Raw genomic sequence first — 25,048 nt, forward strand, 5'->3', positions numbered from 1 at the left:
CCGCCGATCTCCGGTGGCCTCACCCCGGTGTTCCACCGGTACTACGACGCGCCCACCGACACCGGCCCGATGTTCCGCCTCGACGACCAGGCCGCGGCACGCGCGAGCGGCTGCCCGGTCTGACCGGCTCCACGAGCATGCGAGCGCGTGGCGTTACGGACACTCAGTGTCTGCGACGCCACGCCGCTGACACCTCTCAGACCTCGACGACCAGCCAGCCGCCGTGGTCGTCGGCGACCGCGAAGGGCCGGCCGGTGCGCTCGCCGAGGGCGTGCAGGGCGGCGTGGTCGAACGTCCGCAGGTGCCCGTAGACGGGCTCGGGGACGTCCTCGTAGGGCACGGCGACGACGACGCGCCGGCGGGCCACGCGGAGCATCTCGTCGAGCACGGTGACGGTGTCGGCGACCGGCAGGTGCTCGAGCAGGTGCACCGCGGTCACGGTGTCGACCGAGCGCGCGGCCGCGGGCAGGGTGCGGGCATCGGCGACGACGGGGCGCACGGTCTCGCCCCGGCGCGCCGCCACGGCGCCGAGCAGGCCCATGGTGCCGGGGGTGTGGTCGGTGGCGACGACGTCGAAGCCCTCCTGCGCCAGGCGCAGCGGCAGGAAACCGAAGCACGAGCCCACGTCGAGCACCGTGCGTCCCCGGATCTCGGCGAGCGCGCGCTCGTGCACGGGCGCGAAGGCAGCCAGCGAGGACTCCGGGGGCGCGTCCGGGTCGACGGGCGCCCGGGACACGGGGCGGTCAGGAGAGCGCGCCGAGAGGGGAGCTCGACCCGGCGGGGCAGCGTCGCGCAGGACGGCGAGGCTGTTGGCGTAGAACGTCGACCACGCCGTGAGCGGGTCGTTGATCGTCGAGCGGACGATCCCCGTGAACACTCGCTCGAAGTCGGCGGCCGAGGTCACGAGCCCGGCGAGCTCGCTCGCCACGAGCCCGGCGATGTCGTCGTCGAGCTCGTCGGGGCGCAGGCGGTGCAGGACGAGCAGACGCCCGCCGGGGTGGTGCACCTCGAAGTGCTCGGTGACCCGCTCGGGCGGGCGCGCGGCGACGAGACGCACCGGCACCGCCGCCCGGTCGACGTGGCACACGACGACGTCCGCGTCCTCCCAGCGCCCGGGGTGCGACGCGGCCAGCGGGTCGATGCGCACGACCCCGGTGGCCGCCGCGCCGGGTTCGGCCAGCCCCGTCACCGCCCGATCATCTCGGCCGCCATGTCGTGGCTGACCTCGGAGAGCCCGGTGAGGTCGCGGACGACACGGATGCGGTCGACGAACTCCGCGTACTGCGGCAGGTCGCACGCCCCGAGCCCCCAGGAGTAGCGCGGCTCCGGGGTCAGCCAGATCGTCTCGCGCGCCCGGCGGGTGATCTCGGCGAACGCGTCGGTGTTCGGGTCGTTGCCGTTGCCCCGGCCGTCGCCCAGCACGATCACCGTCGAGCGCCGGTTCACCGCCGACCCGTGGTCGGAGAGGAAGGTCCCGAAGGCCGTGCCGTAGTCGGAGTTGGCGTCGACGTCGATCAGGTCCCCGCCGAAGATCAGCCCGAGGGCGTCCTCGACGGTGTGGTCGGCGAACAGGTCGGTGACCTCGACGAGGTCGGAGACGAACGCGAACGAGCGCACCTGGCCGAACATGTCCTGCAGTCCGTGCACGAGGTGCAGCGTGAAGCGCGCGGTGGCCCGGACCGACAGCGACACGTCGGCGAGGATCACCAGCCGCGGCTTGTCCTCGGCGCGCGCCACGGTCACCGGGCGGAACGGCACCCCGTCGAAGCGCATGTTGCGGCGCATCGTGCGGCCCGGGTCGATGCGCCCGCGCGGCGACTCGCGGCGCTTGTGGGTCAGCGCGCCGTGCAGCGTCTTGGCCAGCCGGCGCAGGGAGTCCTCGAGCTGCTGGCGCTCGTGCTCCTCGGCGCGGTCGACCTCGGCCTTGCTGGCCTCGTCGGCGTGCCCGCCGTCGATCACCCGCTGCTCGATCTCCATGAGCCGCTCGAGGTGACGCTTGATCGCCTCCGGGAGGTTCTCGAGCATCCCCGCGAGACGCCGGCGCAGGGCCATCGCGTCGGTCTCGTCGCCTTCCGAGCCGGCCGTGTCTTCTTCGACGCCCTGCAGCCAGCCGAGCAGCGCCTCCTGCTGGGCGACGTCGAGGTCGGCGTCGACCTTCGTCCCGGCCGCGTCGGAGATCTCGCCGGGCAGGCCGCCACCGTGGAGCCGGTCGGTCTCGATCTGGACCTTCTCGCCGGTGCTCGTCTGGTCGGTGGCGCCGTCCTTCGAGAAGACGATCTCGTCGGTCATCGACGCGAGGTCGATCTTGTTGGCCTCCTGGTGCAGGTTGTACTGCTGCGCCAGGTCGTCGGGGTCGAAGAACTCCTTGATGTCGACCGGCTTGCCGTGGTCGTGACCCTGCTGCGGGGTCTCGCCCGGCTCGTCGGAGAGCGTGAAGTTCTCGAGGCCGCCCTCGTCCGAGAGGTCCTCGTGCCCGTGTCCGTGGCCGTGCCCGCGCTCCTCGTCGCCGATCCTCACCAGGGCGAAGAAGGCGTCGAAGATCTCGTCGTAGGTCGCGTCGTCGCGGATGTCCTTGATCAGTGCGACGCGCAGCCCCGCCTTGAGCGTCTCGCGGTCGGCGAGGACACCCGGCTCGCGCGCGCAGCGCATCGCGTCCACGACCTCCGAGGTCGAGACCCGGACCTGGCGGATGCGCAGCAGGCGGACGAACCGGTGGATGCTGGCCTCCATGCGGTGCCTCCTCTGACGTGCTCGCCGCCTCTAGAGCGCCCGCTTCTTGCCCAGCCCGAACGAGCGGCTGCCCTGTCCGGAGCTCACGTTCCGGGGCCTGGTCGGCTCGAGCTCGCCGCTGCGGGCCTTCTCCTTCTGCTCCACGCCGGCCGCGTAGTGCCCGACGTGGCGCCCCTCCTGGTCCTTCGACGCCCGCACCGACCGGCCGTCGGGACCGTCGTCCGAGTCGTCGTCGTGGACGCGCCGCGACGTGGTGGGGGCGGGACCGCCGGAGTGGCCGTTGTCCTCGTGCCCGTGCCCGTGCCCGTGGCCGTGGCCGTGGTCGTCGATCTCGGCGTTCGGATCGACCAGCTTCGGCAGCGCGCCCAGGGCCTTGGTGACGTCCTTGTCGTACTTGACGACCACGGAGACCGTGTCGGACAGGATCGAGCTGTTCAGCTCCTCGACGCCGAGGACGGCGAGCGTGCGCGCCCAGTCGATGGTCTCGGAGATGCTGGGCGCCTTGCGCAGCTCGAGCTCGCGCAGCCCGCGCACGACCTCGACGAGCTCGCGCGCCGTGGCCTCGGGCAGCCCGGTGTCCTTCGACCGGACGATCTCCAGCTCGCGCTCGGCGCTCGGGTAGTCGAGGAACAGGTGCAGACAGCGGCGCTTGAGGGCGGCGGCCAGGTCACGCGTGTTGTTGCTGGTCAGGATGACGTAGGGCGCGTTATCCGCCTGGAACGTGCCGACCTCGGGCACGGAGATCTGGAACTCGCCGAGCGTCTCGAGCAGCACGGCCTCGAGGGCCTCGTCGGCGCGGTCGACCTCGTCGATCAGCAGCACGACGGGCTCGTCGGAGCGGATGGCCTCCATGAGGGGCCGCTCGGCGAGGAACTCCTCGGAGAAGAAGACGCTGTCCTGGGCCGCGATGCGCTCGACGGACGTCTTGATGTCGGGAGCGTCCTGGACGATCTCGGCGATCTTCTCGCGCAGCATCTGCGTGTAGAGCAGTTGCTTGCCGTAGTCCCACTCGTAGAGGGCCTTGGTCTCGTCCTGGCCCTCGTAGCACTGCAGGCGCAGGAAGCGCCGGCCCGTCGCGAGCGCCAGCATCTTGGCCAGCTCGGTCTTGCCGACCCCCGCGGGGCCCTCGAGCAGCAGCGGCTTCTCGAGCCGGGTCAGCAGGAACACCGTCGTGGCGAGGCGCCGGTCGGCGATGTAGCCCTGCTGCGCGAGCGCGTCGACGACCTCGTCGACCGAACCGAAGGGAGAGCTGCTCCCGACGGTCGAGCTCCGCTGCGCTTCGTCTCCCGGCTGCTCGGTCGTGCTGGTCACGCGGGGTCCTTCCTGGGAAAGAGGCAGATCGAGGGAAACACACCGGTGCCCGGCGGGCCAGCGCAGAGGCGGGCCTCACCGGGCACCGGTGCGGCGATCAGCTGAGCAGGTCGTCCAGGTCGCCGTTGAGGCAGTGGTCGACCACGGGGCGCACGGTCGTGAACGTGCACTCCTTGGGGTTGCCCGGGGTGCAGGCGTCGCCGAGGACGTGGTTGGTGATGCGGTCCACGTCGGCGTCGTTACCCGTGATGGTCTTCTCGTTCTCGTAGAACTTCGTCGGGCCCTGGCCCAGACGGTTCTTCGAGTACGAGTCCTGGGTGACGTCGGTGAACTTCTCCGGGATGCCCACGTCGCGCAGCAGACGGATCGACGCGGCGAGAGCGGCCTCCGCGGCCTGGACGTCGGTCATGTGCGTGGTGTCCACACCCATGGCCTCCGCGATCCGCGCGAAGCGCTTGTAGGCGACCGGCATGTTGAACGCCCAGACGCGGGGGAGCGCGACGGCGTTGTTCAGGCCGTGGTGGGTGTCGTAGAAGGCCGACACCGCGTGCGAGATCGAGTGGATGATGCCGAGGCCACCGGAGTTGAACGCCTGGGCGGCGATGTACTGCGCGTACATCATGCCCTGGCGGCCGGGGAGGTCCTGGCCGTTCCAGACCGCCTCCCGGAGGTGCTCGGCGGTGAGCTCGATGGCGCGGATCGCGTTGCCCAGGCTCGGCTCGAAGTTCAGCCGCGAGACGTAGGGCTCCGAGGCGTGTGCGAGGACGTCGAAACCGCACTGGGCGGTGAAGTCGATCGGGCAGTCGTAGTAGAGCACCGGGTCGTCGATGGCCAGGGTGGTCACCGACGCGTCGTCGAACGCGACGTACTTGTGCGGGTTGTTCGGGTCCGTCGTGGTGTCGGTGATGACGTAGGCCCAGGAGGTCTCCGAGCCCGTCCCGGCCGTGGTCGACACCGCGATGTGCGGCGGGTTCTTCGGGTTCTCGGACTTGTTGAAGCCCTCGAACTCGTTGACGTTGCGGCCGTCGTGCGCCACCGAGACGCGCGCGCCCTTGCAGGCGTCGTGCGAGGAACCGCCGCCGATGGAGACGAAGCTGTCACAGGAGTTCTCCTGGTACAGCTTCACGGCGTCCATCGTGTTGTAGTCCTTGGGGTTCGACTCCACCTTGTCGTAGATGACGGTGTCGATCCCGTGGTACTTCATGGACTCGCTGATCTTGTGGACGATGTCCGTGCCGCGCAGGCCGGACGTCATGATCAGCGTCTTCTTGAATCCGAGCTTCAACGCCTCCGGCCCGATCATCTCGTGCGAGCCGGGCCCGAGGAGCGCCCGGGGGAACGGGTGGAACTCCTTGATCGGGAAGGGCTTGAGCAGCTCGTCAACCTGCATGGCAGTCCTCTCGTCCGGGGTCGGTCCGGGAGCCCGGCCCAGCGGGCGGGCCCCTCGCGATCCGGCGCGACGCTAAGGGTGGCCCCGGTCACCGGGACAGGGCCCCGCGGTGATCCCGACCACGGCGACGGTGCCCGTCCTGGACCTTCGGGCAGGTTGCGTGCCTGCCCACCGTGCGGCGTTGTGCTATGCGTGTTGTTGCCATTCCTGCGCGATAAGGAGCGCGGGGTGGGAGGGGACGGAGGACCTGTCGGGGCGCACTGGTGGCGGGGTGGTGGAGCGAGGGCGTCCCTGGGTGCGTGGGGCGCAGCGAGGGCGTCCCTCGCTCGTGCCGGGCCGGGCGCACGGAGCAAGATCGCCGATTCGGTGACGAACGCACGCGGATCAGCGACGTCTCGTCACCGGGATCGCGACCATGGCTTGCTAGGTGTCGGCGAGGGCCGCGCGGGCGAGGTCGAGGGCGCGTTCACGGGAGACGCCGAGCGCCGTGACGCGGCGGGCGTACTCGGCGGCGAGCTCGCGGGCCGGGTCGGCGGCGGTGCCGGCGCCGACGACGAACGTGCCGAGGCGCCCACGGGTCTCGACGACGCCGGCGGCCTCGAGCTCGCGGTAGGCGCGGGCGACGGTGCCGGGCGCGAGGTTCAGGTCGCCGGCGAGGCGCCGCACGGCGGGCAGGCGGGTGTGCGGGGCCAGCGCGCCGGTGCGGGCGAGCTCGGTGACCCGGGCGCGCAGCTGCTCGTAGGGCGGGTCGGTCGAGGCGGGGTCGAGGTCGATGAGGTCGTCGGCAGCTCGGCTCACCGCGGCGCGAACCCCCGCGACAGGGCGTCGAACGCCTCCTCGACCAGAGCGCCGAGCGCCTCGGCATTCGCCTCGGGCCGCACGTGCCAGGCGCTGAAGACCGCGCGCATCGACGCCACGACCGATCGCCCGAACACCTGCGCGCCCAACGACGACGCGTGGGTGCCCCACCGGCGCGCGGCGTCGGCGGCGAGGGCCTGCTCCCAGTCGCGGTAGCGGACCGCAGCCCGCGCGGCGAGCTCGGGCACCTCCTCGATGAGCCCGAGGCGTCGGCGCAGTGCGGGCAGCTCGGCGTCGGCGTAGCGGTTCACGGCGAGGAAGGCGGCGCGCGCGGCGGCCACCGGGTCGTCGCCCGGCTCGTCGGCGAGCACCGCGACCAGCGCGGCGAGTCCGTCGTCCAGCTCGCCGAGCACGACGTCGAGCTTGGTGGGGAAGTACCGGAAGAACGTCCGCCGGCCGACGCCACCGGCCACGGCGAGCTCGTCGACGGTCGTCTCGTCGAACCCCTGCGACGCGAACAACTCCAGGGCGACGTGCTCGAGGCGCTGGGCGACCGGCACCCGGCGCGCGCTCCTCGTCGTCACCACGTGCCCATCCTCTACCACGGGGAGGGGCGCGTCGTCCCCCCTGTCCGGAGGGGTGTTTCCCACCCGGTCCGGGCCTGGTGGTGGCACCGAGTGCCGCTTAGCGTTCCCCCCGGCCCGAGGCGCCACTGGTGAGGAGGACGCGATGGAGGAGCAGGAGCTGGTCGAGGAGACCCTCGTCGAAGAGGTCTCGATCGACGGTATGTGCGGCGTCTACTGATGCCGACGACGGCGGCGGGGGCGGGACCGCAGGGCATGCACCGCGGTGCCATCCCCGCCGGCGTCGACGGGTTCTCGCCCGACGCGCCCTACCGGATCTCCGGATCGGTGTCGGTGCGCCCGGAGACCTTCGGCGCCCTCGTGTACGACTTCCACACCCGGCGGCTCTCGTTCCTCAAGACCCGGCTCCTGGTCGAGGTCGTCGAGTCGCTCGCCGACCACCCCGACGTCCACGGCGCCCTCGAGGCGGCCGGGGTTCCAGCACACCAGCGGGACCAGTACCTGAAGGCCCTCGCCGGCCTCGCGCAGGCGGGCACGATCCAGCCCCGCGCCACCACCGAGGGGGACGCCACCTCATGAAGCTCGTCGACCACTTCGTCGAAGGCCTGAACTCCCCGATCTGTCTGACCTGGGAGCTCACCTACGCCTGCAACCTGTCGTGCGTCCACTGCCTGTCCAGCTCCGGGCGCCGCGACCCCGATGAGCTCTCCACCGAGGAGTGCAAGGCGGTCATCGACGAGCTGCAGCGCATGCAGGTCTTCTACGTCAACATCGGCGGCGGCGAGCCGACGGTCCGCAGCGACTTCTGGGAGCTGCTGGACTACGCGATCGCCCACGACGTCGGCGTCAAGTTCTCCACGAACGGCGTCAAGCTCGACAAGGCGCGCGCGCAGCAGCTGGCGGCGACCGACTACGTCGACGTCCAGATCTCCCTCGACGGCGCGACGGCCGAGGTCAACGACCACGTCCGCGGCCCCGGCTCGTACGACACCGCGATCCGGGCGATGGAGAACCTGCACGAGGCGGGTTTCGGCCAGTTCAAGATCAGCGTCGTCGTGACCCGCCACAACGTCGACCAGCTCGACGACTTCAAGGCGATCGCCGACAGGTACGGCGCCCAGCTGCGCATCACCCGCTTCCGTCCCAGCGGCCGCGGCGCGGACTCGTGGGACGAGCTGCACCCGACCCGCGAGCAGCAGCGCCAGCTCTACGACTGGCTCGTCGCGCGTGGCGAGGACGTCCTCACCGGTGACTCGTTCTTCCACCTCTCCGCGTTCGGCGAGGAGCTGCCCGGGCTCAACCTGTGCGGTGCCGGGCGCGTGGTGTGCCTGATCGACCCGGTCGGCGACGTCTACGCCTGCCCGTTCGCCATCCACGACCAGTTCCTCGCCGGCAACGTCCGGTCCGAGGGCGGGTTCAGGACGGTGTGGCAGGACAGCGAGCTGTTCGCCGAGCTGCGCGGGCCGCAGTCGGGTGGGGCGTGCACCCAGTGCTCGCACTACGACGCCTGCCAGGGCGGCTGCATGGCGGCCAAGTTCTTCACCGGCCTGCCGCTCGACGGTCCCGACCCCGAGTGCGTGCTCGGCAACGGCGAGCGCGAGCTGGCGAAGCTGGAGATGGGCAGTGATCTTCAGCGGGTCGTCCCCAAGCCGTCGCTCGACCACTCGCACAGGACGACGCGGGGTCCGCGCAAGAGCGCGGGAGGCGGGGCGCAGCGGGGTTCGACCGGTGGAACCGGACCGGTGCCGCTGACCCTGTCGGTGCGGCGTCCGGACCGCGCCTGCGACTCCGACCCGCTCGCCGGTGAGGGCACGCGCCTGCCCGCCGGTATTCGCGTCGGCTGAATTCTCCCCCGGTGCCGCGGGCGATCCTCGCGGTACCGGGGTGACCTCGGCCCGTACGCAGTTCCCGCCGGTCGCGAACCTGCACTGCATGGCCGGGGCGGCGCGGTGGGTCGCCGAGGGGCTGGGCGCGCCGCTGGTCGAGCCGCCCGGGGACGCACCTCCCGCGGGCCACGCACCTGCACGAGTACGCGGGGATCGTGCGCCCGATCCTCGCGCCGCTCCCGGCGGCGTCCCCGGTCGCGACCTGACTCCGATTCGCGGAAGACGTTCGGTCGCCTGCGCAGACAGATCAGGCCGGACGTACCCACTTCCGATCCGGTTCCATGATCTGCTCGTTGGGCCGAGCATGACCGGGTCCTCACCGTCCGCGCCCGAGCCCGAAGCCCTCGCCGCCCTGCCGCTGCTCGCGGACGCGGGCGTCAGCGTCTACTGGGTCCCGCTCGACGGGAGGACGGCGTGGGTCGCCGACGTGGACTCCCGGCAGGTGTGGATCTCCCGCTCCGTGCCGCGGGAAGCGCTGCTGCACTGTCTCGTCGAGGCCCTGACGGTGATCGAGGAGGGCGCCGCGCCCGTGGACTCGCGCGGACCGGTGCTGCGGCTGGTCCACGACGTCGACCGGGTCGAGGACGCGCCGGTGTCGCGGCCGACGTTGCGGGTGCTCCGCGAGGGCTGAGACAGTCCGACGAACCGGTCGAGGAGCCGGAGACCCGGAGTCGCGGCCTCCACGACCCGGAGCCCGACCACCTGCCGTGGTGGTGGCGGCTGCCGTGGTGGTGGCCCGGGGCGTACTCCCCACGTCGGGTCGGGCCACGGTCCGGGCCCGCCGCCGACCCACGGACCGCCGAAGCTTCCGGATCGAGCGCGTGGCGTTACGGACACTCGGCGTCAGCGGCGGCACGCCGCTGACAGGTCCCCCGCCCGCTCCACCGCGCAGGGGACGCCGGGGCGCCACCGGGTACCTAGCGTCGGGGTCACCCGAACGCCGAGGAGACCGCCGTGATCACGACCGCCACGACGACGAGCACGAGCACCGAGACCACCACCGACGATCTCCGCGCCACCGCGACGCGCCTCGTCTCCGGCGGGCGCGGGATCCTCGCCGCCGACGAGAGCCCGCGGACGATGTCGCGGCGCCTCGAGGACGTCGGCGTCGCGCCGAGCGAGGAGCACCGCCGCGCCTACCGCGAGCTGCTCCTGAGCGGGGAGGGTCTCGCCGACGGAATCAGCGGGGTCATCCTCTGCGACGAGACGCTGCGCCAGCACCTCGCCGACGGGCGCCCGTTCCCCGCCGCGCTCACCGAGGCCGGGATCCGGACCGGCATCAAGGTCGACACCGGCACCGTGCCGCTGGACGGTGGCGAGGACGGCGAGACGCTGACCGAGGGACTCGACGGCCTCGCCGCCCGGGTCGCGGAGTACGTCGCGCTCGGCGCGACGTTCGCGAAGTGGCGCGCGGTGCTGCCGCTCGGCGCCGGCCGCCCGTCGAGCCGCGCCCTCGAGGCAGGTGCCGACGCCCTCGCGTCCTACGCGCGCACCTGCCAGGCCGGCGGCCTGGTGCCCGTCGTCGAGCCCGAGATCCTCAGCGCCGGCGGGCACCGCATCGAGGTCTGCGCGGCCGCGACCGCCCGGATGCTCGCGACACTGTCCCGCGCCCTGGACCGCGCCGGCGTCGACCCGGCGGCGATGGTGCTCAAGCCGAACATGGTCACCGCGGGCGAGGGCGCGCGGCAGACGGCGGGCCCCGACGAGGTCGCGCGCGCCACCGTCGACACCCTGCGCGCCACGATGCCCGACGAGCTCGCGGGCGTCGCGTTCCTCTCCGGCGGCCAGCCCTCGGCGATCGCCGCGGCGAACCTCGCCGCGATCCGCCGCCGCGGCGGACCGTGGCCACTGACGTTCTCGTTCGGCCGGGCGCTCGTGTCGCCGGCGCTGCTCGCGTGGCGCGGCGACCCGGCCGCGCAGGACGCGGGGCGGGCCGCCCTGCGCCGCGAGGTGGAGCGCGCCGTCGCCGCCTGATCCCGAGGTCCGAGGGGGTGCGGGCCGGCCGTGCGCAGGACACTCACGTGTTCTCGGCGGACCCTTCGTTGTTCGGCGCGGTGTCGAGGGGGACGGTGACGGTGACCGTGGTCCCGGTGCCCGGCCGCGAGGTCACCCGCACCGTGCCGCCGACCAGCTCCGCGCGCTCGCGCACCGAGGCCAGGCCGTAGCCGCGGCTCCCGGTCGCCGGGTCGAACCCGACACCGTCGTCGGCGAGCACCAGGTGCGCACCGTCCTCGGCGACGCCGAGGCGCACCTCGACCTCGTCGGCCCCGGCGTGCTTGAGGACGTTCTGCAGGGTCTCCTGGGCGATCCGGTACAGCGCCACCTCGACGTGCTCGGGCAGCCGGCGGTCGTCGAGGTCGAGCACGACGTGCACGTCGGGCAGCCCGCGCGCGAGGGCGGCGAGGGCGCCGGCGAGCCCGAGGTCGTCGAGGACTGGCGGGCGCAGCGCCCCGATCGCCGCGCGGGCCTCGTCGAGCGTGGTGAGGACGAGGTCGCAGGCGGTGGTGAGGTCCGTCCGCGCGGCCGCCGCCTCGGCCCGGTCCAGGAACGTGCGCACGGCGTCGAGGTGGAACGACAGCGTCACCAGGCGCTGGGAGATGCCGTCGTGGATATCCCGCGCCAGCCGCCGCCGCTCGACCTCCTGCGCGGCCACCATCTGCTCCGCGAACCGCCCGTGCGCCTCCTCGCGGGCCGCGAGCCGCCGGTGCATCCGGGCCTGGTGGACCGCGCCCGCGACCAGCCGCCCGATCGTGCGCAGCACCCGGACGTCGCGGTCGTCGAACTCCCGGCGCGCGACGGTGTGCACGTTGAGCACCCCGACCAGACCGGCCGGCTCGCTCTCCATCGGCACCGACACCATCGACGTGTACTGCTCGCCGCGCAGCTCGGGGATCGCGACGTAGCGCGGGTCGTCCTGCTTCTGGGCGGGGATCACGACGGGCTCGCGGTGGCTCGCGACCCAGCCCGTCACGCCCGTGCCGAGCGGCAGCCGCACCGCGCCGACCTGGGCGTCGAACGGCGGCGTCGCGCCCGCGAGGGTCAGCGAGGGCTCGGTGTCGTCGAGGACGTGCACGAAACAGACATCGGTGGCCGTCGCCTCGGTGATCACGCGCGCGACGGCGGCGGCGAGCGGCTCGACGCCCGGACCGCTCGTGGCGGCCTCGATGATCGCGAGCAGGACGGCGTTCTCGCGTTCCGGGTCGGCGAGCCCGAGACCCCTCGTCACGGGTCCAGCTCCCGCGTCGCTCCGTGTCCCGGCGTCATCGGAAGACCCCCTCCCGCAGCGCGGCGGCCACGGCGGCCGTCCGGTCGGGCACGTCGAGCTTGCGCAGCAGCGCCCGCACGTGGCTCTTCACGGTCTCGTCGCCGATGACGAGCTGGCTCGCGATCGCCCGGTTGCTGTGCCCGGCGACGAGCAGCGCGAGCACCTCGCTCTCACGCTGGGTCAGCCCGAGGTGCGCGCCCGGCCAGAACTCGTCGCGCTCGAGGCGGGCCGCCGACGCCGCCGCGCGGCCGGCCATCGTCGCGTCGACGACCGTGGTGCCCGACGCCGCGAGCTCCAGGTGGCGCACGAGCTCCTCGCCGCCGATGTGCTTGAGTAGGTAGCCGGCCGCGCCGGCGCGTAACGCCTGGTAGAGGTACTGCTCGTCGTCGTAGACCGAGAGCAGCACGACCTTCTGGCCGGGGGCGCGCTCGGCGAGGCTGCGGCACAGGTCGAGGCCGCTGTCGCCGCGCAGGCGCACATCGCAGAGCACGATGTCGGGGGCCAGCGACACGGCGACGTCGAGGGCCTCGCGGGCGCTGTGGGCGCTGCCCACGACCCGGACCCGGCCGGCGAACGGCGCGAGCATCGCCTTGAGCCCGGCCACCACCATCTCGTGGTCGTCGACGAGGACCACGCGCAGCGGAGTGACCCCGGTCATTCCGCCCACCCTAGAGCCGTCCCCCGTCTCCGCGGTCGAGCCCGCAGGCTCCGTCTCCCCCGCGACACCCCCCGTGACGGGGGAGTCGCGACCGCTGCGCGCTGCCTAGCGTCGCCGTCGAGGAAGGGAGACCTCGTGCCCGACAAGTCCCTGCGTATCCGGCGCGCCGGCGGCTCGCCGCCGTCGCGCCGTCCGGTGATGCTCGCGATCGCCGGGGACAGCGCCGCCGGCAAGACGACGATGACCAAGGGGTTGGTGGAGGCCCTCGGGCCCGAACGGTGCGTGTCGCTGTGCACCGACGACTACCACGCCTACGACCGGGAGGAGCGCAAGGAGCTGCCGTTCACCGCGCTCCACCCCGACTGCAACCACCTCGAGATCATGGAGCAGCACCTGCAGCTGCTCGCGACGGGTTCGCCGGTGCTCAAGCCGGTCTACGACCACGGCTCCGGGCAGCTCGTGCGCCCCGAGCTGGTCGAGCCCGCCGAGTTCGTCATCGTCGAGGGCCTCTTCCCGCTGTGGAGCAAGCTCTCGCGGGCCTGCTTCGACGTCACCGTCTTCCTCGACCCGCCCGAGGAGATCCGCCGCGGGTGGAAGGTCGCGCGCGACACGAGCAAGCGCGGCTACACCGAGGAGAAGGTGCTCGCCGAGCTGCAGCGTCGCGAGCCCGAGTCCGAGGCCTACATCCGCCCCCAGCGCGCCAACGCCGACCTCGTCGTGCGGTTCGCGCCGATCGCCGGGCGCGACGACCCGCCGGACACGCCGCTGTCGGCGACGATGATGATGCGCCCGACGATCGACCACCCCGACCTCACCGAGGCGCTGCAGCCCGGGCTGTCGCGGGCGATGCACCTCAAGCTCGAGCGCGACCCCGACGGGCGGCCCGTGGAGTCGCTGCACGTCCACGGCTACGTGCCGCGTGAGGAGAGCCTCGCGGTGGAGAAGGCGATCTGGACCTCGCTGGGCACGCCCGACACCGAGACCCCCGACGGTCTCGGACGCCTCGGCGACGCGCGCAGCGAACCGCTCGCGATCGCCCAGCTCCTGCTGCTCTACCACCTGACGGACGCCGCGCGGTGACGCGTCTCCCGGACGCCGTGGTCTTCGACGTCGACGGCACCCTCGCCGACACCGAGCGCGACGGGCACCGGATCGCGTTCAACGACGCGTTCGCGGTGCACCGTCTCGACCTGTGCTGGGACGTCGAGCGCTACGGCGAGCTGCTCGCGATCACGGGCGGGCGGCGGCGGGTGGCGGCCGCGTTGCGGGAGCGGGGTCTCGACGACGCCGACGAGATCGCCGGCGAGGTGCACCGGACGAAGACCTCCCTGTTCCTCGACGTCGTGCGCCGCGGCGAGATCGGTCCGCGTCCGGGGCTGCCGGCGCTCGTCGACGAGCTGCGTGCCCACGGCGTCCGGATCGCGGTGGCGACGACGGGCCGCCGGGCGTGGGTGGAGCCGCTGCTCGGGCACCTGCTCGGGGAGGGCACGGCCGAGGTCGTCGTGTGCGGGGACGACGTGGCGGCGCTCAAGCCCGATCCGGAGGCCTACCGGCTCGCGCTCGCCCGCCTCGACGCGGACGCCGCGCGGACCGTCGCGGTCGAGGACTCGGGCCCGGGGCTCGCGGCGGCGCTGGCGGCCGGGCTCGCGACGGTCGTCGTGACCAACGGCTACACCGCCGACCACGACCTCACCGGCGCGGCGATCGTGCGCGAGGCCTTCGATGCGCCGACCCCGCTGACCGCGGCCGAACTGGGCACCGCCCTCGTCCGCACCCCCCGCGTCCGCGCCTTCTGACGGGTCATCAGACAGTGACGGCCCACCGGACACCGCCGGCCTCACCAGGTGTGGTTGGTCCCGGGCGTGGTGTCGGTGCCGCCGGGGGTCTGGCCGGTGTCGCCGCCGGGGGTGGTGCCGGTGTCGCCGTCGTGGTCCGGGTCGTCGTGGCCGGTGTCGTCGTCGTGGTGCGAGCCGCTGCTGCTCGAGCTGTCCGGCCGGCGGTCCGAGGAGCCCGCCGAGCCCGAGCCCGAGCTCGGGCGCGCGGCGCGGGTGGTCTCGCGGGTGCGCGGGGTGGCCCGCTCGGTGGCGGCGGATCGGGTGGACGGGCTGGTGACGGCGGCGGTCGACGGGGCCGCGGGCGCGGTCGTGGTGGTCGCCGCGACGGCGACGGCGACGGGCGGGGCCGGCGGGGCGACCGCGGGCGACTCGGCTGCCGCCGGGGCCACGGCCCCGAACAGCGCGATCGCGCCGCCCCCCAGCGCGCCGAGCGCGATCGCGCCGACGGCGAGGGCGATCGCCAGGCCGTGGCGCCGGGACCGTCGGGACCGCCGGGCCGAGGGGGCCGAGGGAGCCGGGCGGGGGGCGAGCGACGGGGCGGCGAGCGGGACGGACACCGGCCCGGAGACCGGCCCGGACACCGGCGGACCCACGGGGCCGGTGGCGGGGTCGTGCGCAGCGGACGGGGCAGGGCGGGACGGTCGGGGGGTCGCCGGGCTCGGTGTGAAGGACGCCATGCCGGTCATGACGTCGGTGACGGTGCGCTGCCCGGCGACCATCGCCGCGCCGACGGCGACGGCGTGCTCGGGCTCCACGCCGGTCGTGACGGCGCGCCCGATCTCGCCGCCGAGGGCCGCGGCGGCCGACCCCAGCCGGGTCGAGCGACCCACGAGCAGCACGCTGTGGAGGTCGGCGGGCGCGACCTGCGCGCTCACGAGGGTGCGCCGCAGGAGGTCGGCGGTCACCCGGTCGTCCGGCTCCGCGTCCCCCTCGTGCGACCTGGCCTCGGGCGTGCCGATGACGGTGAACCTCCCCGCCCGGTGTCGCAGCACGGCGGCGTCGACGCCGCCGACGCCGAGCTCGACGACGGCGACGGTCACGCCGTCGGCGAGCCTGCGCCCGGCGGCGTGCTCGGTCGCGGCCGCCTCGGCGGTGGACACGAACCCGACCTGCCCCAGCCCGAGGGACGCGGCGACGGCGCCGAACGCCTCGAGCTCCGCGGGACCCCAGGTGGCGGGGTGCGTGAGCACGACGCCCTCGGGCGCGCCGCCCTCGCGCTCGGCGACGACGTCGACGACCCGCCGCAACAGGACGCCGAGCAGCGCGCCCGCCGCGAACGGGGAGCCGTCGAGGAGGAACGGGTGCGGGTCGGTCAGCCGCGGGCGGATGCCCCGGGCGACCCGGCCGGGCTCGGCATCGGCCCGCGCGACGGCGGCGTCGCCGACCAGCGGCGCGCCCTCGGCCGGCCACAGCAGGACCGACGGCATCGCGGCGCTGTGCTCGCCGAGGGGGACGACCCCGGCCCAGGGGGCGCGGTGGACGGCGGCGGTGGTGATGGTGGCGCCGAGGTCGACACCGAGCTGGTAGGTCATCGTCGTCTCCTCCGGCGGGCTCCTGCTGTGGTGATGATCAGCGTGCTCGCCGGGAGCCGGAGGAGGAGTAGGGAAGACCCGACCCGGCGCGGGGCGGACCCGCCGATTCAGGCGCGGGACCCCCACCCGGCCGCCCGCGCACCCGCCGCCGCCGCGAGCGTCTCCAGCCACCACGGCGCTGCTCACGTCGGGGATCTACTCGTAGAAGTACGGCCCGCGCGTCTTGAACGTGCCCATCCCGATCGACCCGGTCACGAGGATCGTCGGACGGCCCGGTGCGGCCTCGGCGTGGTGGCGGTTCTTCACCGTGCCCCAGGCCGATCGCAGCTCGTCGGTGTCGACCGACCAGCCCTCGGGCAGCACGAGCACGACGCTGCCCATCCCGCCCTTGATCTCGAGATCGATGCGCGGCGGCGACGTGGTGACCTCGCGGAAGTCCAGCTTGACGTCCGACATCGAGGCCTCGGCGATGATCCGTGACGGCACCCGCCAGGCGCCGGTGCGCTTCTCGCTCGACCAGCCGGCGGTGATGTGCAGCGGCTGGTCGTCGGCGGGCCTTCTCGCCGGGTGGTGTTGCCACGGCAGTGTGGCCGGCAGGTCGGCGACGAGGGGCTCGAGCTCGGCGTAGGTCTTGGCGGCGTAGACCTGGGCGAGGCGCTCGTCGACCTCGGAGAGCTCCAGGCGGCCCTCGCCCAGCGCGGTGCGGAGTATCTCGGCGACGGCCTCGCGGTCGGAGTCGCCCGCCCTCAGGTTCTCCGGTCGAGGCGACGGACGCCCGCTCTCCTCCGTCGCGCGATCGTCGGATCGCCGACCGGTGGTGTCGCCTCCGTTCATACCGGACAATCTAGACGCCTGGCGCCCCGCCGTCCGGGGCCGCGACTACCGTGCCGCGGGTGCTGGGCGAGGAGATCGTGCTCGGCCGGCGCACGGCGCCGAGCCGGGTGCTGTTCGGTCCGCACGTCACGCACCTCGCGGATCCGCACCACCCCCGCGCCCTGAGTGACGACCACGTCGCCCACTACCGGGCCCGCGCGGGCGGCGGCGCGGGCGTCGTCGTCACCGAGGTCGCCTCCGTCGTCGCCGAGGACCATCCGTACGAGGACGCGCCGTTGGCGTCCCTCTGCTCCGTCGGCTGGTCCGCGGTCACCGAGGCCTGCCGGCCGTACGGGACGCTCGTGCTCGCCGGGCTGGGCCACACGGGCGGGCAGGGCTCGTCGGGCTACACGCGCGGGCCGCTGTGGGCGCCGTCGGCGGTGCCGGACCCGGCGAGCGGGGAGGTGCCGGCGGTCCTGTCGTCGGCCGGGATCGCTGCGGTCGCGGCCGGGTTCGCGTCGGCTGCCGCGGCCGCGGTCGACGCCGGGTGCGACGGGGTGGAGATCCAGGCGGGCCAGCACGCGCTGCTGCGGCAGTTCCTGTCCGGGCTGACGAACCACCGCGACGACGCCTACGGCGCGGACCGGGCGTTGCTGCTGGTCGAGGTGCTCGCCACGGTGCGCGAGGCGGTCGGGCCGGACGCCGTGGTGGGCCTGCGGCTGACGGTGGACGAGATGGCGCCGTGGGCGGGGATCACACCGGCGTCCGCGCGGTCCGCGCTGTCGCGGGTGAGCTCCTTCGTCGACCTCGTCGTGCCCGTGCGGGGTTCGGCGCTGACGGTCGGCGCGACGCGGCCGGACGCGCACACGTCGTCCGGGTTCCTGCGTGGTGCGTGCGCTGCCGTCCGCGTGGCGGGGGTGGCGACGGTGCTGGCGGGGAGTGTCGTGGACGTGGATCGCGCTTCGGACGCTGTGGCGTCCGGGGACGCCGACCTCGTCGAGATGACCCGCGCCCAGCTCGCGGACGCCGATCTCGTGGCGCAGGTCCGCGCCGGTGTCGCGCCGCGGCCGTGCGTGCTCACCAACCAGCAGTGCCGGGTGCGCGACGTCCGCAACCCGCGGATCTCGTGCACGGTCGCGGCACCCGAGGTGCCCGAGGTGCCCGAGGTGCCCGAGCGGGTGATCGGGCGGTCCGTGGAGCCCGTGCTCGTGATCGGGGCGGGGCCGGCGGGTCTGGAGGCGGCGCGGACGCTGGCGCGGGCGGGCTGCCCGGTGCGGGTGGTGGAGAGTTCCTCGGCACCGGGCGGACTGTTGCCCCTGGTGGCCGGCCTGCCCGGACGGGAGCGGTTCGCGCGGCTGGTCGACTGGTACGTCTCCCAGCTCGAGGCGCTGGGCGTGCCGATCTCCCTGGGCGTGCCGATCTCCCTGGGCGTCGCCGCCGGCCCGATGTCGGGGCTCGCGGGGCGCGGGGCGTTCCTGCGATCAGACGAGCACGCCGAGAGGGGCCACGCCGACGGTGGACGCCAGGAAAGCCCCCGGGATCTCGTCGCGGCGGCGGGGCGGGTCGTCCTGGCGTGCGGGGGTGTCGACCGGCCGGGCCTCGGGACGCCGATCGTCGCGGCGCTGCGCGACGGCCTGCCGGCCGGGCCGGTGGTCGTCGACGACCCGCCGGGTGACGGGGCGGCGGTCGCGTTCGCGGAGCGGCTCGCGGCCGAGGGACGCGAGGTGGCGATCGTGGCGCCGGGCCTGCTCGTCGGGCCGGGGCTGGCGCGCACCGGTGACCTCGTCGACGCCCAGGCGCGTCTCGCGCGGGCCGGCGTGCGGCGGGTGACCGAGGCGTCGGTGAGGTCCTTCGCCGGCGGTGTCGTGACCGTCGAGGACGCTGTGACCGGCGCGGTGTCGACGCTGCCCGCCGCCGTGCTCGTCGACGCCGGACCGCGGCGGGCGCCGTCGGTGCCGGCTCGGTCCGGGCTGGTGGTCGTCGGGGACGCGGTGGCGCCGCGGACCGTGGCCGAAGCGATCCGTGAAGGCCGTGCGGCGGCGCGGGAGCTGCTGGCGTGAGCGATCTCGGCGACCCCGTCCGGCTCGGACCCCTCGTCGCGCGGAACCGGATCGTCTTCCCCGCGCACCTGACGAACGCGGCGGTGGCGCGGCGCCCGACCGCCCAGCACGCGGCGTACTACGGCGCGCGGGCCGCGGGCGGTGCCGGGCTGGTGATCACCGAGGAGCAGTCCGCGGACCCCGCCGACCGGCCCTACGAGAAGCTCGTCGACGGCACCGACCCCGCGGTCGTCCCGGGGTACCGGGCGATCGCGGACGCGGTGCACGAGCACGGCGCGCTGGTGCTCGCGCAGGTCGGGCACAACGGTGGGCAGTCGTCGTCGATCTACTCCCGGGCGCCGGTGGACGGCGCGGACGACCAGCCCGACCCGATGTTCCGGGAGGTGCCGCGGCCCGTCGCCGACTGGTCGCGGCTGGTCGAGGGCTTCGGACGGGTGGGCGCGCACGTGGCGGCGGGCGGGCTCGACGGCGTCGAGATCCAGTGCTCGCAGGCGTCGCTGATCCGGCAGCTGTTCTCGTCACGGTCGCCGCGGGCGCTGCCGTTCCTGCTCGCGGTGCTCGAGGCCGTGCGCGCCGCGCTCGGACCGGACCGCGTGCTCGGCGTGCGGGTGCAGGGCGACGAGGGTCTGCCCGGCGGGCTGGGCACGGAGGACGCGGTGCGGGTGGCCGTGGCGGTGGAGCCGCACGTCGACTACGTGAACACCGCCGTCGGCGTCGCCACCCGGACCCTGCCGCTGATCGAACCGCCGATGGGCGTCCCCGCGGGCTACGCCGCGCACGTGCCGGCGGCGGTGCGGGCGGCCGTGTCGCTGCCGGTGATCGGCGTCGGGCGCTTCACGACGCCGTCGCACGCCCGTGCGGCCGTCGCGTCGGGGGCGTGCGACCTCGTCGGCGTCGTGCGCGGACAGATCGCCGACCCGGGGTTCGCCGGCAAGGCGTTGCGCGGTGAGCGCGTGCGCCGGTGCATCGGCTGCAACCAGGAGTGCATCGCGCGCGTGGGGCTCAACCAGCGTCTGGGGTGCGCGGTGAACCCTGGTGCGGGCTTCGAGGCAGCGAACGTCCTCTCGGCGTGCTCCCCTCGTTTCGCTGCTTCTCCGCGCGCCACGTCCCCGTTCGCGCGCGTCCTGGTGGTCGGCGGCGGGCCCGCAGGGCTGGCGGCGGCGGTCGCGGCGGCACGCTCCGGGCACGCGGTCACGCTCGCCGAGCGCAGCGACGTCCTCGGCGGGCAGCTCGCGCTCGCGTCCCGGGCACCCGAGCGCCGGGAGCTGGCGAACCTCGTCGCGGACCTGGCGCACGAGGCGCGCGATCTCGGGGTCCGCGTCGCGCTGCGCACGGAGATCACGTCGGTCGAGGGTGTCGACGCCGTGGTGCTCGCGACCGGGGCCACCCCGGCGCTCCCGTCCTGGGCGGGCGGGCTCGAGCGGGTCGTCGACGTCACCGACGTCCTCGCCGGCCGGGCGGCGCCGAGCGGGCGCGTGCTCGTCGTCGACGCCGGGCGCGGGCACGCGGCGACGTCGACCGCGGAGCTGCTGGCGCGCCGGGGTGCCGACGTGGCGACGCTGACCCCGGCGCTCGTCGCGGCCGGCGACCTCACCGCGACCCTCGACCGCGAGCGCTGGCGCCGCCGGGCCGCCGAGGTGGGGATCGCCGAGCACACCGACCGCGTGGTGCTCGCGGCGCGTGAGGGGCTGGTGGTGGACGTGCTCGAGCACCTCAGGGGGGTCGTGACCCCGTGGCCCGCCGACTGGGTGGTGTCCGCGGGCCCGCCGACGCCGGTGGTCCCGTCGCTGGTCACGGACGTCCCCGTCGTCCGGGTCGGCGACTGCGTCGCCCCCCGCGGCATCGACGCCGCCGTCCGCGAGGGCACGGCAGCCGGACACGGTGTGGGAGTGGCGTGCACCTAGGCTCGGGCGCGTGCAGCTCGGGGACGCGCGGTGGGTGGAGTGCGAGGATGTGCCGGTGCTGCTCGTGCCGCTCGGGGCCACCGAGCAGCACGGCCCGCACCTGCCGCTGGGCACCGACACCACCGTCGCCGCCACCGTCGCCGCGCGGAGCGGCCTCCCGTCCGCGCCCGCCCTGCCCTACGGCGCCTCCGGGGAGCACGAGGGCTTCCCCGGCACCGTCTCCATCGGCACCGAGACCCTCGCTGCCGTGATCGTCGAGCTCGGCCGCTCGGCGTGCCGCTTCGCGCGCCGGCTCGTGCTCGTCAACGGGCACGGCGGCAACGTCGCTGCGCTGCGCGTCGCGGTGCCGATGGTGCGCTCGGAGGGCCGCGACGTCGCCTGGTTCCCGTGCGGGCTCCCCGGCGCCGACGCCCACGCCGGGCGCCACGAGACGTCGGTGATGCTCGCGCTCGCCCCGGACGCCGTCCGCGACGATCTCGCGGAGCCCGGCAACACCGCGCCGCTGCGCGATCTCATGCCCGTCATCGCGGCCGGCTCGGTGCGCGACGTGAGCCCGAACGGCGTGCTCGGTGACCCCGCAGGCGCGAGCGGGGCCGAGGGCGCGGAGACGGTGTCGGTGATGGTCGCCGGGCTGGTGACGGCGGTGGAGCGTTGGGCCGTCGACGAGACGACGGGTCGCCTCACCTGAGCCGGTGCACCACCGCCTCGGCGAGCCGGTCGACCGCGCCGGTCGCGTGGTCGAGGAACAGCGACGGCGGCGACATGTCCTGATCGTCCCCGAAGGAGCCGACGGGTTCGGCCCGACGACGACGGCCGTCCTCACGTCGTTCACGGGCCCGGCGGACACTCGGGTGGCATGACCGGACTGCTCGCCGGCGACGATCTCCTGGCCCGCGCCGAGGCCGCGCTCGCGGTGGCGCTCCCCGACGCGCTGGGCGTCGAGTTCGTCGACCCGTACGCCCCGCTCGACGGCGTCGTGCTCCCCGTGGCGGGGATCGCCGCCACCCCTGCCGCCACCGCCCACTCCGCCGCGCTCGGTGCCGCGATCGAGCTCGCCGGGTACCTCGCCGTGTTGCCCACGCTGACGCCGGCACAGCACGCGGTCACCCACCAGATCGCGACGCAGTACCTGCGCCCCGCGGCGGTGGGCCGACGGGTCCGCGTGGTCGGGAAGCTGGCCAAGCGGGCCCGCGAGCTCGCCTTCGTCAGCGTCACCGCGAGCATCGAGGACGGGCCCGACCGGCCCGTCGCGCTGAGCCAGATCACCAAGTCGATCGTGGGCGCGACCTAGGCTGCCGCGATGCGTCCGTTCGCCGACCGCGCCGCCGCCGGCCGCGCCGTGGGCGAGCGGATGGCGAGCGCGGGCCTCGAGCGCCCGCTGGTCGTCGGGCTGGCACGGGGCGGGGTGCCGGTCGCCGTCGCCGCCGCGGCGGTCCTGCCCGGGGCCGAGGTCGACGTGGGCGTCGCTCGCAAGATCACCGCACCCGGGCGTCCCGAGGCGGGGCTCGGCGCCGTGGCGGTCGACGGCGAGCCGGTGTGGTTCGACCGGGCGCTGCGCACCGCCGGCCTCATCCCGGACGCGCTCGCCGACGTCGTCGACACCGAACGCGCCGAGGCCGCCCGCCGGGAGGAGGCCTACGGCGCGGGGTGGCGCGACCGGGTCCCGGGGCGCGACGTCGTGCTCGTCGACGACGGGATCGCGACCGGGATGACGGTGCTGGCGGCCCTCGGGGCGATCGCCGCCGCCGGGCCCGCGCGCCTGCTGCTCGGGGTGCCCGTGGCGTCGCCGCCCTCCCTGGAGCGACTGGCGGGGTGGCGCGACGCCCTGGTCGCGGTGCTCGTGCCGGACGACTTCCGTGCCGTGGGCGACCTCTACGACGACTTCGACCAGCTCACCGACGACGACGTGAGACGTGTCCTCGGTCGCTGACCGGCGTGACGGCGCTGCCTAGACTCGCCCGCCATCGCCACCGCACCCGTCGCCGCCCCCGCCCGAGCGTCGCGCCCGCCCTCGGGCTGGACCGTCGTCCTCGACCGCCGCGTGCTGCGCGTCGACGGCGGGCGCACGCTGGTCGGCGGGTCGCCGCCGCGCGTGCTGCGCCTGTCGGCGGCCGCCCACCGGCGGCTCGCGGGCCCGTCGGGGATTCCCGCCGACGCGCGGCTGACCGTCACCGACGCGACGTCCGCAGCCCTCGCGCGCCTGCTCACCGACGCCGGCGTCGCGCACCCGGAGCCCGGCCACCCCGACGCCCCGGACGCCGCGGCCGTGTCGGTCGTCGTGCCCGTGCGCGACCGGCCCCGGGAGCTGGCGCGGCTGCTCGGGGCACTGTCCGGGGTGGGCGAGATCGTGGTCGTCGACGACGGCTCCGCCGACCCCGCCGCCACCGAGCGCGTCGCTGCCGCCGGGCGAGCGCGCGTCGTGCGCCACGACGTCTCCCGCGGGCCCGCCGCCGCGCGCAACACGGGCGCCGCGGCGTCGACCGGCGCGCTCGTCGCGTTCCTCGACTCCGACGTCGTCCCCGAACCCGGCTGGCTCGCTCCGCTCCTGGGCCACCTCGCCGACCCCGCCGTCGCCCTCGTCGCCCCCCGGATCGTCGCGTGGTCCGGAGCTACCAGCGATGCGGCATCGCTGGCGTCCGACGCCAGGCTCGCCACATCCTCGCCGCGCGACACGCCGGGCGAGGGTGGTGTCGGCGTGGCGGCCACGCTGACGTCCACCGTCAGGAAAGCCCCCCGCTCGATCGTGCGCCGGGTCGTCGCGCGCTACGAGCACCGGCGCTCCAGCCTCGACCTCGGCGCGCGTCCTGCCCCGGTCACCGCCCGCTCGCGGGTGGCCTACGTGCCCAGCGCCGCCCTGGTCGTGCGCCGCGAGGCCCTCGGTGGGGGGTTCTCGGAGGAGATGCCGGTCGCCGAGGACGTCGACCTCGTCTGGCGTATCGCGAGCGAGGGCTGGCGGCTGCGCTACGAGCCCACCTCGCGGGTGGCCCACGAGCACCGCGACACCGTCGGTCCGTGGCTCGCGCGCAAGGCCTTCTACGGCACCGGCGCCGCCCCGCTCGCCCTGCGCCACCCGCGCCGCGTGCCGCCGGTGGCGCTCGCCCCGTGGACCTCCGCCGCCGTCACGCTCCTCGGCGTCCAGCGGGGGTGGAGCACGGCCGCGGCGGGCGGCGTCACGGTCCTCGCCACCGTCCGTCTCGCGCGCGGCCTGGACACCACGCGCCGAGGCGAGGATCGAGCGCGTGGCGATACGGACACTCAACGTCTGCAGCGCCACGCCGCTGACACGGCGCGAGCAGTCCGCCTCGCCGCGGTGCTCGCGCCGTGGGGTCTCGGCGGCGCGCTCTGGCAGGCGGCCGGGGCGCTGACGCGGCACTGGTGGCCCGCGGCCGTCGTCGGTGCACTCTTCTCGCAGAGAGTCCGCCGGGCGCTCCTCGCCGCCGCCGTCGTCGAAGGCCTCGCCGACTGGGTCCGGTTCCGCGAGCCCGGCACGGGGCCGGGCGACGCCCTCGGGCACGTCGTCGCCCACCGGCTCGACGATCTCGCCTACGGCGCCGGGCTCTGGTGGGGCGCGTGGCGCCATCGCACGGTCGCGCCGCTGCGCCCGGACCTCAGCGGGAAGGCGCCGCAGTGATCGTCCGCACCGTCGCCGTCGGCCGCCCGCGCGCGGTCGCCGGGCCGAGACCGGGCGAGACCACCAGCACCGCCATCTGGAAGCAACCGGTCGACGGGCCCGTCGAGGTCGGCCCGGAGAACCTCGCCGGCGACGAGCAGGCCGACCGCGTCAACCACGGCGGCCCGGAGAAGTCGGTCTACGCCTACGCCGAGGAGGACCTCGCGTGGTGGCGCGCGGAGCTCCCGGGACTCGACGACCTCGTCTTCGGCCAGAACCTGACCACCGTCGGCTACGACCTGCGCGGCGCGACGATCGGGGAACGCTGGCGGATCGGCACCGCCGAGCTCGAGGTCGTCCAGCCGCGCATCCCCTGCTTCAAGCTCGGCCTGCGCGCCGGCGACCCCACCATGCCGCGCAGGTTCGTCGCCGCGAACCGACCAGGCGTGTATCTCAGGGTGAGAACCACCGGCACCATCACCCCCGGCGACCCGCTCACCGTGAGCCACCGGCCCGATCACGGCCTCGGCGTCGCCGACGTCTTCGCCATCTACCACCACCACCGCGACCGCGCGGCGCGACTGCTCGACGCCCCCGGTCTGCCGTCCTGGTACCACGAGTGGGCACGGAAGCGGCTGATGTCAAGAGACTGAGGTCGCCCACTGGACCGGT

Annotated in this window: 24 protein-coding genes; 14 read left to right on the forward strand and 10 right to left on the reverse strand. The window is 74.8% G+C overall.

Translation table 11 applies throughout. The features are described 5' to 3' along the window. Positions 1–196: 196 nt before the first annotated feature. The 6 genes from mftM to AC2A1K_RS16950 all read right to left on the reverse strand — a co-directional run bounded on the left by mftM (position 197) and on the right by AC2A1K_RS16950 (position 6,813). Positions 197–1,189, reverse strand: coding sequence for a mycofactocin oligosaccharide methyltransferase MftM (mftM, locus tag AC2A1K_RS16925; protein ID WP_483897472.1), 993 nt, complete (start codon positions 1,187–1,189; stop codon positions 197–199). Beyond that, positions 1,186–2,730, reverse strand: coding sequence for a VWA domain-containing protein (locus AC2A1K_RS16930; protein WP_483897473.1), 1,545 nt, complete (start codon positions 2,728–2,730; stop codon positions 1,186–1,188). Before AC2A1K_RS16930 ends, mftM begins: the two co-directional genes overlap by 4 nt. 30 nt (positions 2,731–2,760) lie before the next feature. After that, a complete protein-coding gene (locus AC2A1K_RS16935) occupies positions 2,761–4,041 on the reverse strand; it encodes an AAA family ATPase (protein WP_483897474.1) in 1,281 nt (426 codons plus the stop codon). Between the two features lie 97 nt (positions 4,042–4,138). Next, the gene (gene mdo, locus AC2A1K_RS16940) at positions 4,139–5,431 is read right to left on the reverse strand and encodes an NDMA-dependent methanol dehydrogenase (protein WP_483897475.1); all 1,293 of its coding nucleotides are present in this window, start codon (positions 5,429–5,431) and stop codon (positions 4,139–4,141) included. 423 nt (positions 5,432–5,854) lie between these two features. After that, the gene (locus AC2A1K_RS16945) at positions 5,855–6,229 is read right to left on the reverse strand and encodes a GntR family transcriptional regulator (RefSeq protein WP_483897476.1); all 375 of its coding nucleotides are present in this window, start codon (positions 6,227–6,229) and stop codon (positions 5,855–5,857) included. Then, a complete protein-coding gene (locus AC2A1K_RS16950) occupies positions 6,226–6,813 on the reverse strand; it encodes an acyl-CoA-like ligand-binding transcription factor (RefSeq protein WP_483897477.1) in 588 nt (195 codons plus the stop codon). Before AC2A1K_RS16950 ends, AC2A1K_RS16945 begins: the two co-directional genes overlap by 4 nt. Before the next feature lie 145 nt (positions 6,814–6,958). Here AC2A1K_RS16950 and mftA point away from each other — a divergent pair, with 145 nt between their 5' ends. From mftA to AC2A1K_RS16975, 5 genes are all read left to right on the forward strand, one after another. Continuing rightward, positions 6,959–7,033: a mycofactocin precursor MftA gene (mftA, locus tag AC2A1K_RS16955; protein ID WP_274283867.1), complete on the forward strand. Its 75-nt coding sequence runs from the start codon at positions 6,959–6,961 to the stop codon at positions 7,031–7,033. 35 nt (positions 7,034–7,068) lie between these two features. Next, positions 7,069–7,392, forward strand: a complete 324-nt coding sequence (gene mftB / locus AC2A1K_RS16960; protein WP_483897588.1) for a mycofactocin biosynthesis chaperone MftB — start codon at positions 7,069–7,071, stop codon at positions 7,390–7,392. Next, positions 7,389–8,657 (forward strand): mycofactocin radical SAM maturase, encoded by a 1,269-nt coding sequence (gene mftC, locus AC2A1K_RS16965; protein ID WP_483897478.1) that lies wholly within the window; start codon positions 7,389–7,391, stop codon positions 8,655–8,657. Before mftB ends, mftC begins: the two co-directional genes overlap by 4 nt. A 346-nt stretch (positions 8,658–9,003) precedes the next feature. Further along, positions 9,004–9,330, forward strand: coding sequence for a hypothetical protein (locus AC2A1K_RS16970; RefSeq protein ID WP_483897479.1), 327 nt, complete (start codon positions 9,004–9,006; stop codon positions 9,328–9,330). A gap of 323 nt (positions 9,331–9,653) precedes the next feature. After that, a complete protein-coding gene (locus AC2A1K_RS16975; RefSeq protein WP_483897480.1) occupies positions 9,654–10,673 on the forward strand; it encodes a class I fructose-bisphosphate aldolase in 1,020 nt (339 codons plus the stop codon). Positions 10,674–10,716: 43 nt separating this feature from the next. Here AC2A1K_RS16975 and AC2A1K_RS16980 read toward each other — a convergent pair whose 3' ends face one another. After that, the gene (locus tag AC2A1K_RS16980) at positions 10,717–11,925 is read right to left on the reverse strand and encodes a GAF domain-containing sensor histidine kinase (RefSeq protein WP_483897481.1); all 1,209 of its coding nucleotides are present in this window, start codon (positions 11,923–11,925) and stop codon (positions 10,717–10,719) included. Between the two features lie 34 nt (positions 11,926–11,959). Beyond that, entirely contained in the window at positions 11,960–12,622 is a 663-nt protein-coding gene (locus tag AC2A1K_RS16985; protein ID WP_483897482.1) for a response regulator, read from the reverse strand. 135 nt (positions 12,623–12,757) lie between these two features. On the opposite strand from AC2A1K_RS16985, the gene AC2A1K_RS16990 reads away from it, so the two are divergent. Both AC2A1K_RS16990 and AC2A1K_RS16995 read left to right on the forward strand, forming a co-directional pair. Continuing rightward, positions 12,758–13,702: a phosphoribulokinase gene (locus tag AC2A1K_RS16990; RefSeq protein WP_483897483.1), complete on the forward strand. Its 945-nt coding sequence runs from the start codon at positions 12,758–12,760 to the stop codon at positions 13,700–13,702. Further along, positions 13,699–14,418: an HAD-IA family hydrolase gene (locus AC2A1K_RS16995; protein ID WP_483897484.1), complete on the forward strand. Its 720-nt coding sequence runs from the start codon at positions 13,699–13,701 to the stop codon at positions 14,416–14,418. The genes AC2A1K_RS16990 and AC2A1K_RS16995 overlap by 4 nt, the downstream gene beginning before the upstream one ends. A 41-nt stretch (positions 14,419–14,459) precedes the next feature. On the opposite strand, the gene AC2A1K_RS17000 is transcribed toward AC2A1K_RS16995, so the two are convergent. Together AC2A1K_RS17000 and AC2A1K_RS17005 are read right to left on the reverse strand one after the other, a co-directional pair. Then, positions 14,460–15,989, reverse strand: coding sequence for an Hsp70 family protein (locus tag AC2A1K_RS17000; protein ID WP_483897485.1), 1,530 nt, complete (start codon positions 15,987–15,989; stop codon positions 14,460–14,462). 195 nt (positions 15,990–16,184) lie between these two features. Continuing rightward, positions 16,185–16,823, reverse strand: coding sequence for a DUF1707 SHOCT-like domain-containing protein (locus tag AC2A1K_RS17005; RefSeq protein WP_483897486.1), 639 nt, complete (start codon positions 16,821–16,823; stop codon positions 16,185–16,187). Positions 16,824–16,882: 59 nt separating this feature from the next. Here AC2A1K_RS17005 and AC2A1K_RS17010 point away from each other — a divergent pair, with 59 nt between their 5' ends. The 7 genes from AC2A1K_RS17010 to AC2A1K_RS17040 all read left to right on the forward strand — a co-directional run bounded on the left by AC2A1K_RS17010 (position 16,883) and on the right by AC2A1K_RS17040 (position 25,029). After that, on the forward strand, positions 16,883–18,862 hold the full coding sequence (locus AC2A1K_RS17010; protein ID WP_483897487.1) for an oxidoreductase: 1,980 nt from the start codon (positions 16,883–16,885) through the stop codon (positions 18,860–18,862). Further along, positions 18,859–20,766 carry an oxidoreductase gene (locus AC2A1K_RS17015; protein ID WP_483897488.1) on the forward strand — a complete coding sequence of 636 codons (1,908 nt, stop codon included), beginning with the start codon at positions 18,859–18,861 and terminating at the stop codon, positions 20,764–20,766. The genes AC2A1K_RS17010 and AC2A1K_RS17015 overlap by 4 nt, the downstream gene beginning before the upstream one ends. Positions 20,767–20,776: 10 nt before the next feature. Then, positions 20,777–21,454 carry a mycofactocin biosynthesis peptidyl-dipeptidase MftE gene (gene mftE, locus AC2A1K_RS17020; protein ID WP_483897489.1) on the forward strand — a complete coding sequence of 226 codons (678 nt, stop codon included), beginning with the start codon at positions 20,777–20,779 and terminating at the stop codon, positions 21,452–21,454. A gap of 168 nt (positions 21,455–21,622) precedes the next feature. Then, on the forward strand, positions 21,623–22,057 hold the full coding sequence (locus AC2A1K_RS17025) for a PaaI family thioesterase (protein WP_483897490.1): 435 nt from the start codon (positions 21,623–21,625) through the stop codon (positions 22,055–22,057). Between the two features lie 9 nt (positions 22,058–22,066). Next, positions 22,067–22,696 (forward strand): phosphoribosyltransferase, encoded by a 630-nt coding sequence (locus AC2A1K_RS17030; RefSeq protein ID WP_483897491.1) that lies wholly within the window; start codon positions 22,067–22,069, stop codon positions 22,694–22,696. A 111-nt stretch (positions 22,697–22,807) separates the two neighbouring features. After that, positions 22,808–24,397 carry a glycosyltransferase gene (locus AC2A1K_RS17035; RefSeq protein WP_483897492.1) on the forward strand — a complete coding sequence of 530 codons (1,590 nt, stop codon included), beginning with the start codon at positions 22,808–22,810 and terminating at the stop codon, positions 24,395–24,397. After that, positions 24,394–25,029: an MOSC domain-containing protein gene (locus AC2A1K_RS17040; RefSeq protein WP_483897493.1), complete on the forward strand. Its 636-nt coding sequence runs from the start codon at positions 24,394–24,396 to the stop codon at positions 25,027–25,029. Before AC2A1K_RS17035 ends, AC2A1K_RS17040 begins: the two co-directional genes overlap by 4 nt. Positions 25,030–25,048 lie beyond the last annotated feature (19 nt).

It is taken from the genome of Actinomycetospora sp. 2LY8.5 (assembly GCF_057180585.1).

Excerpts from the sequence above, each read along its gene's own strand:
- AC2A1K_RS17030 (WP_483897491.1), top strand. The coding sequence starts at position 22,067 with ATGCGTCCGTTCGCCGACCGCGCCGCCGCCGGCCGCGCCGTGGGCGAG.
- AC2A1K_RS16985 (WP_483897482.1), bottom strand. The coding sequence starts at position 12,622 with ATGACCGGGGTCACTCCGCTGCGCGTGGTCCTCGTCGACGACCACGAG.
- AC2A1K_RS17025 (WP_483897490.1), top strand. The coding sequence starts at position 21,623 with ATGACCGGACTGCTCGCCGGCGACGATCTCCTGGCCCGCGCCGAGGCC.
- AC2A1K_RS17005 (WP_483897486.1), bottom strand. The coding sequence starts at position 16,823 with ATGAACGGAGGCGACACCACCGGTCGGCGATCCGACGATCGCGCGACG.
- AC2A1K_RS16970 (WP_483897479.1), top strand. The coding sequence starts at position 9,004 with ATGACCGGGTCCTCACCGTCCGCGCCCGAGCCCGAAGCCCTCGCCGCC.
- AC2A1K_RS17000 (WP_483897485.1), bottom strand. The coding sequence starts at position 15,989 with ATGACCTACCAGCTCGGTGTCGACCTCGGCGCCACCATCACCACCGCC.
- mdo (WP_483897475.1), bottom strand. The coding sequence starts at position 5,431 with ATGCAGGTTGACGAGCTGCTCAAGCCCTTCCCGATCAAGGAGTTCCAC.
- AC2A1K_RS16930 (WP_483897473.1), bottom strand. The coding sequence starts at position 2,730 with ATGGAGGCCAGCATCCACCGGTTCGTCCGCCTGCTGCGCATCCGCCAG.
- mftB (WP_483897588.1), top strand. The coding sequence starts at position 7,069 with ATGCACCGCGGTGCCATCCCCGCCGGCGTCGACGGGTTCTCGCCCGAC.
- mftC (WP_483897478.1), top strand. The coding sequence starts at position 7,389 with ATGAAGCTCGTCGACCACTTCGTCGAAGGCCTGAACTCCCCGATCTGT.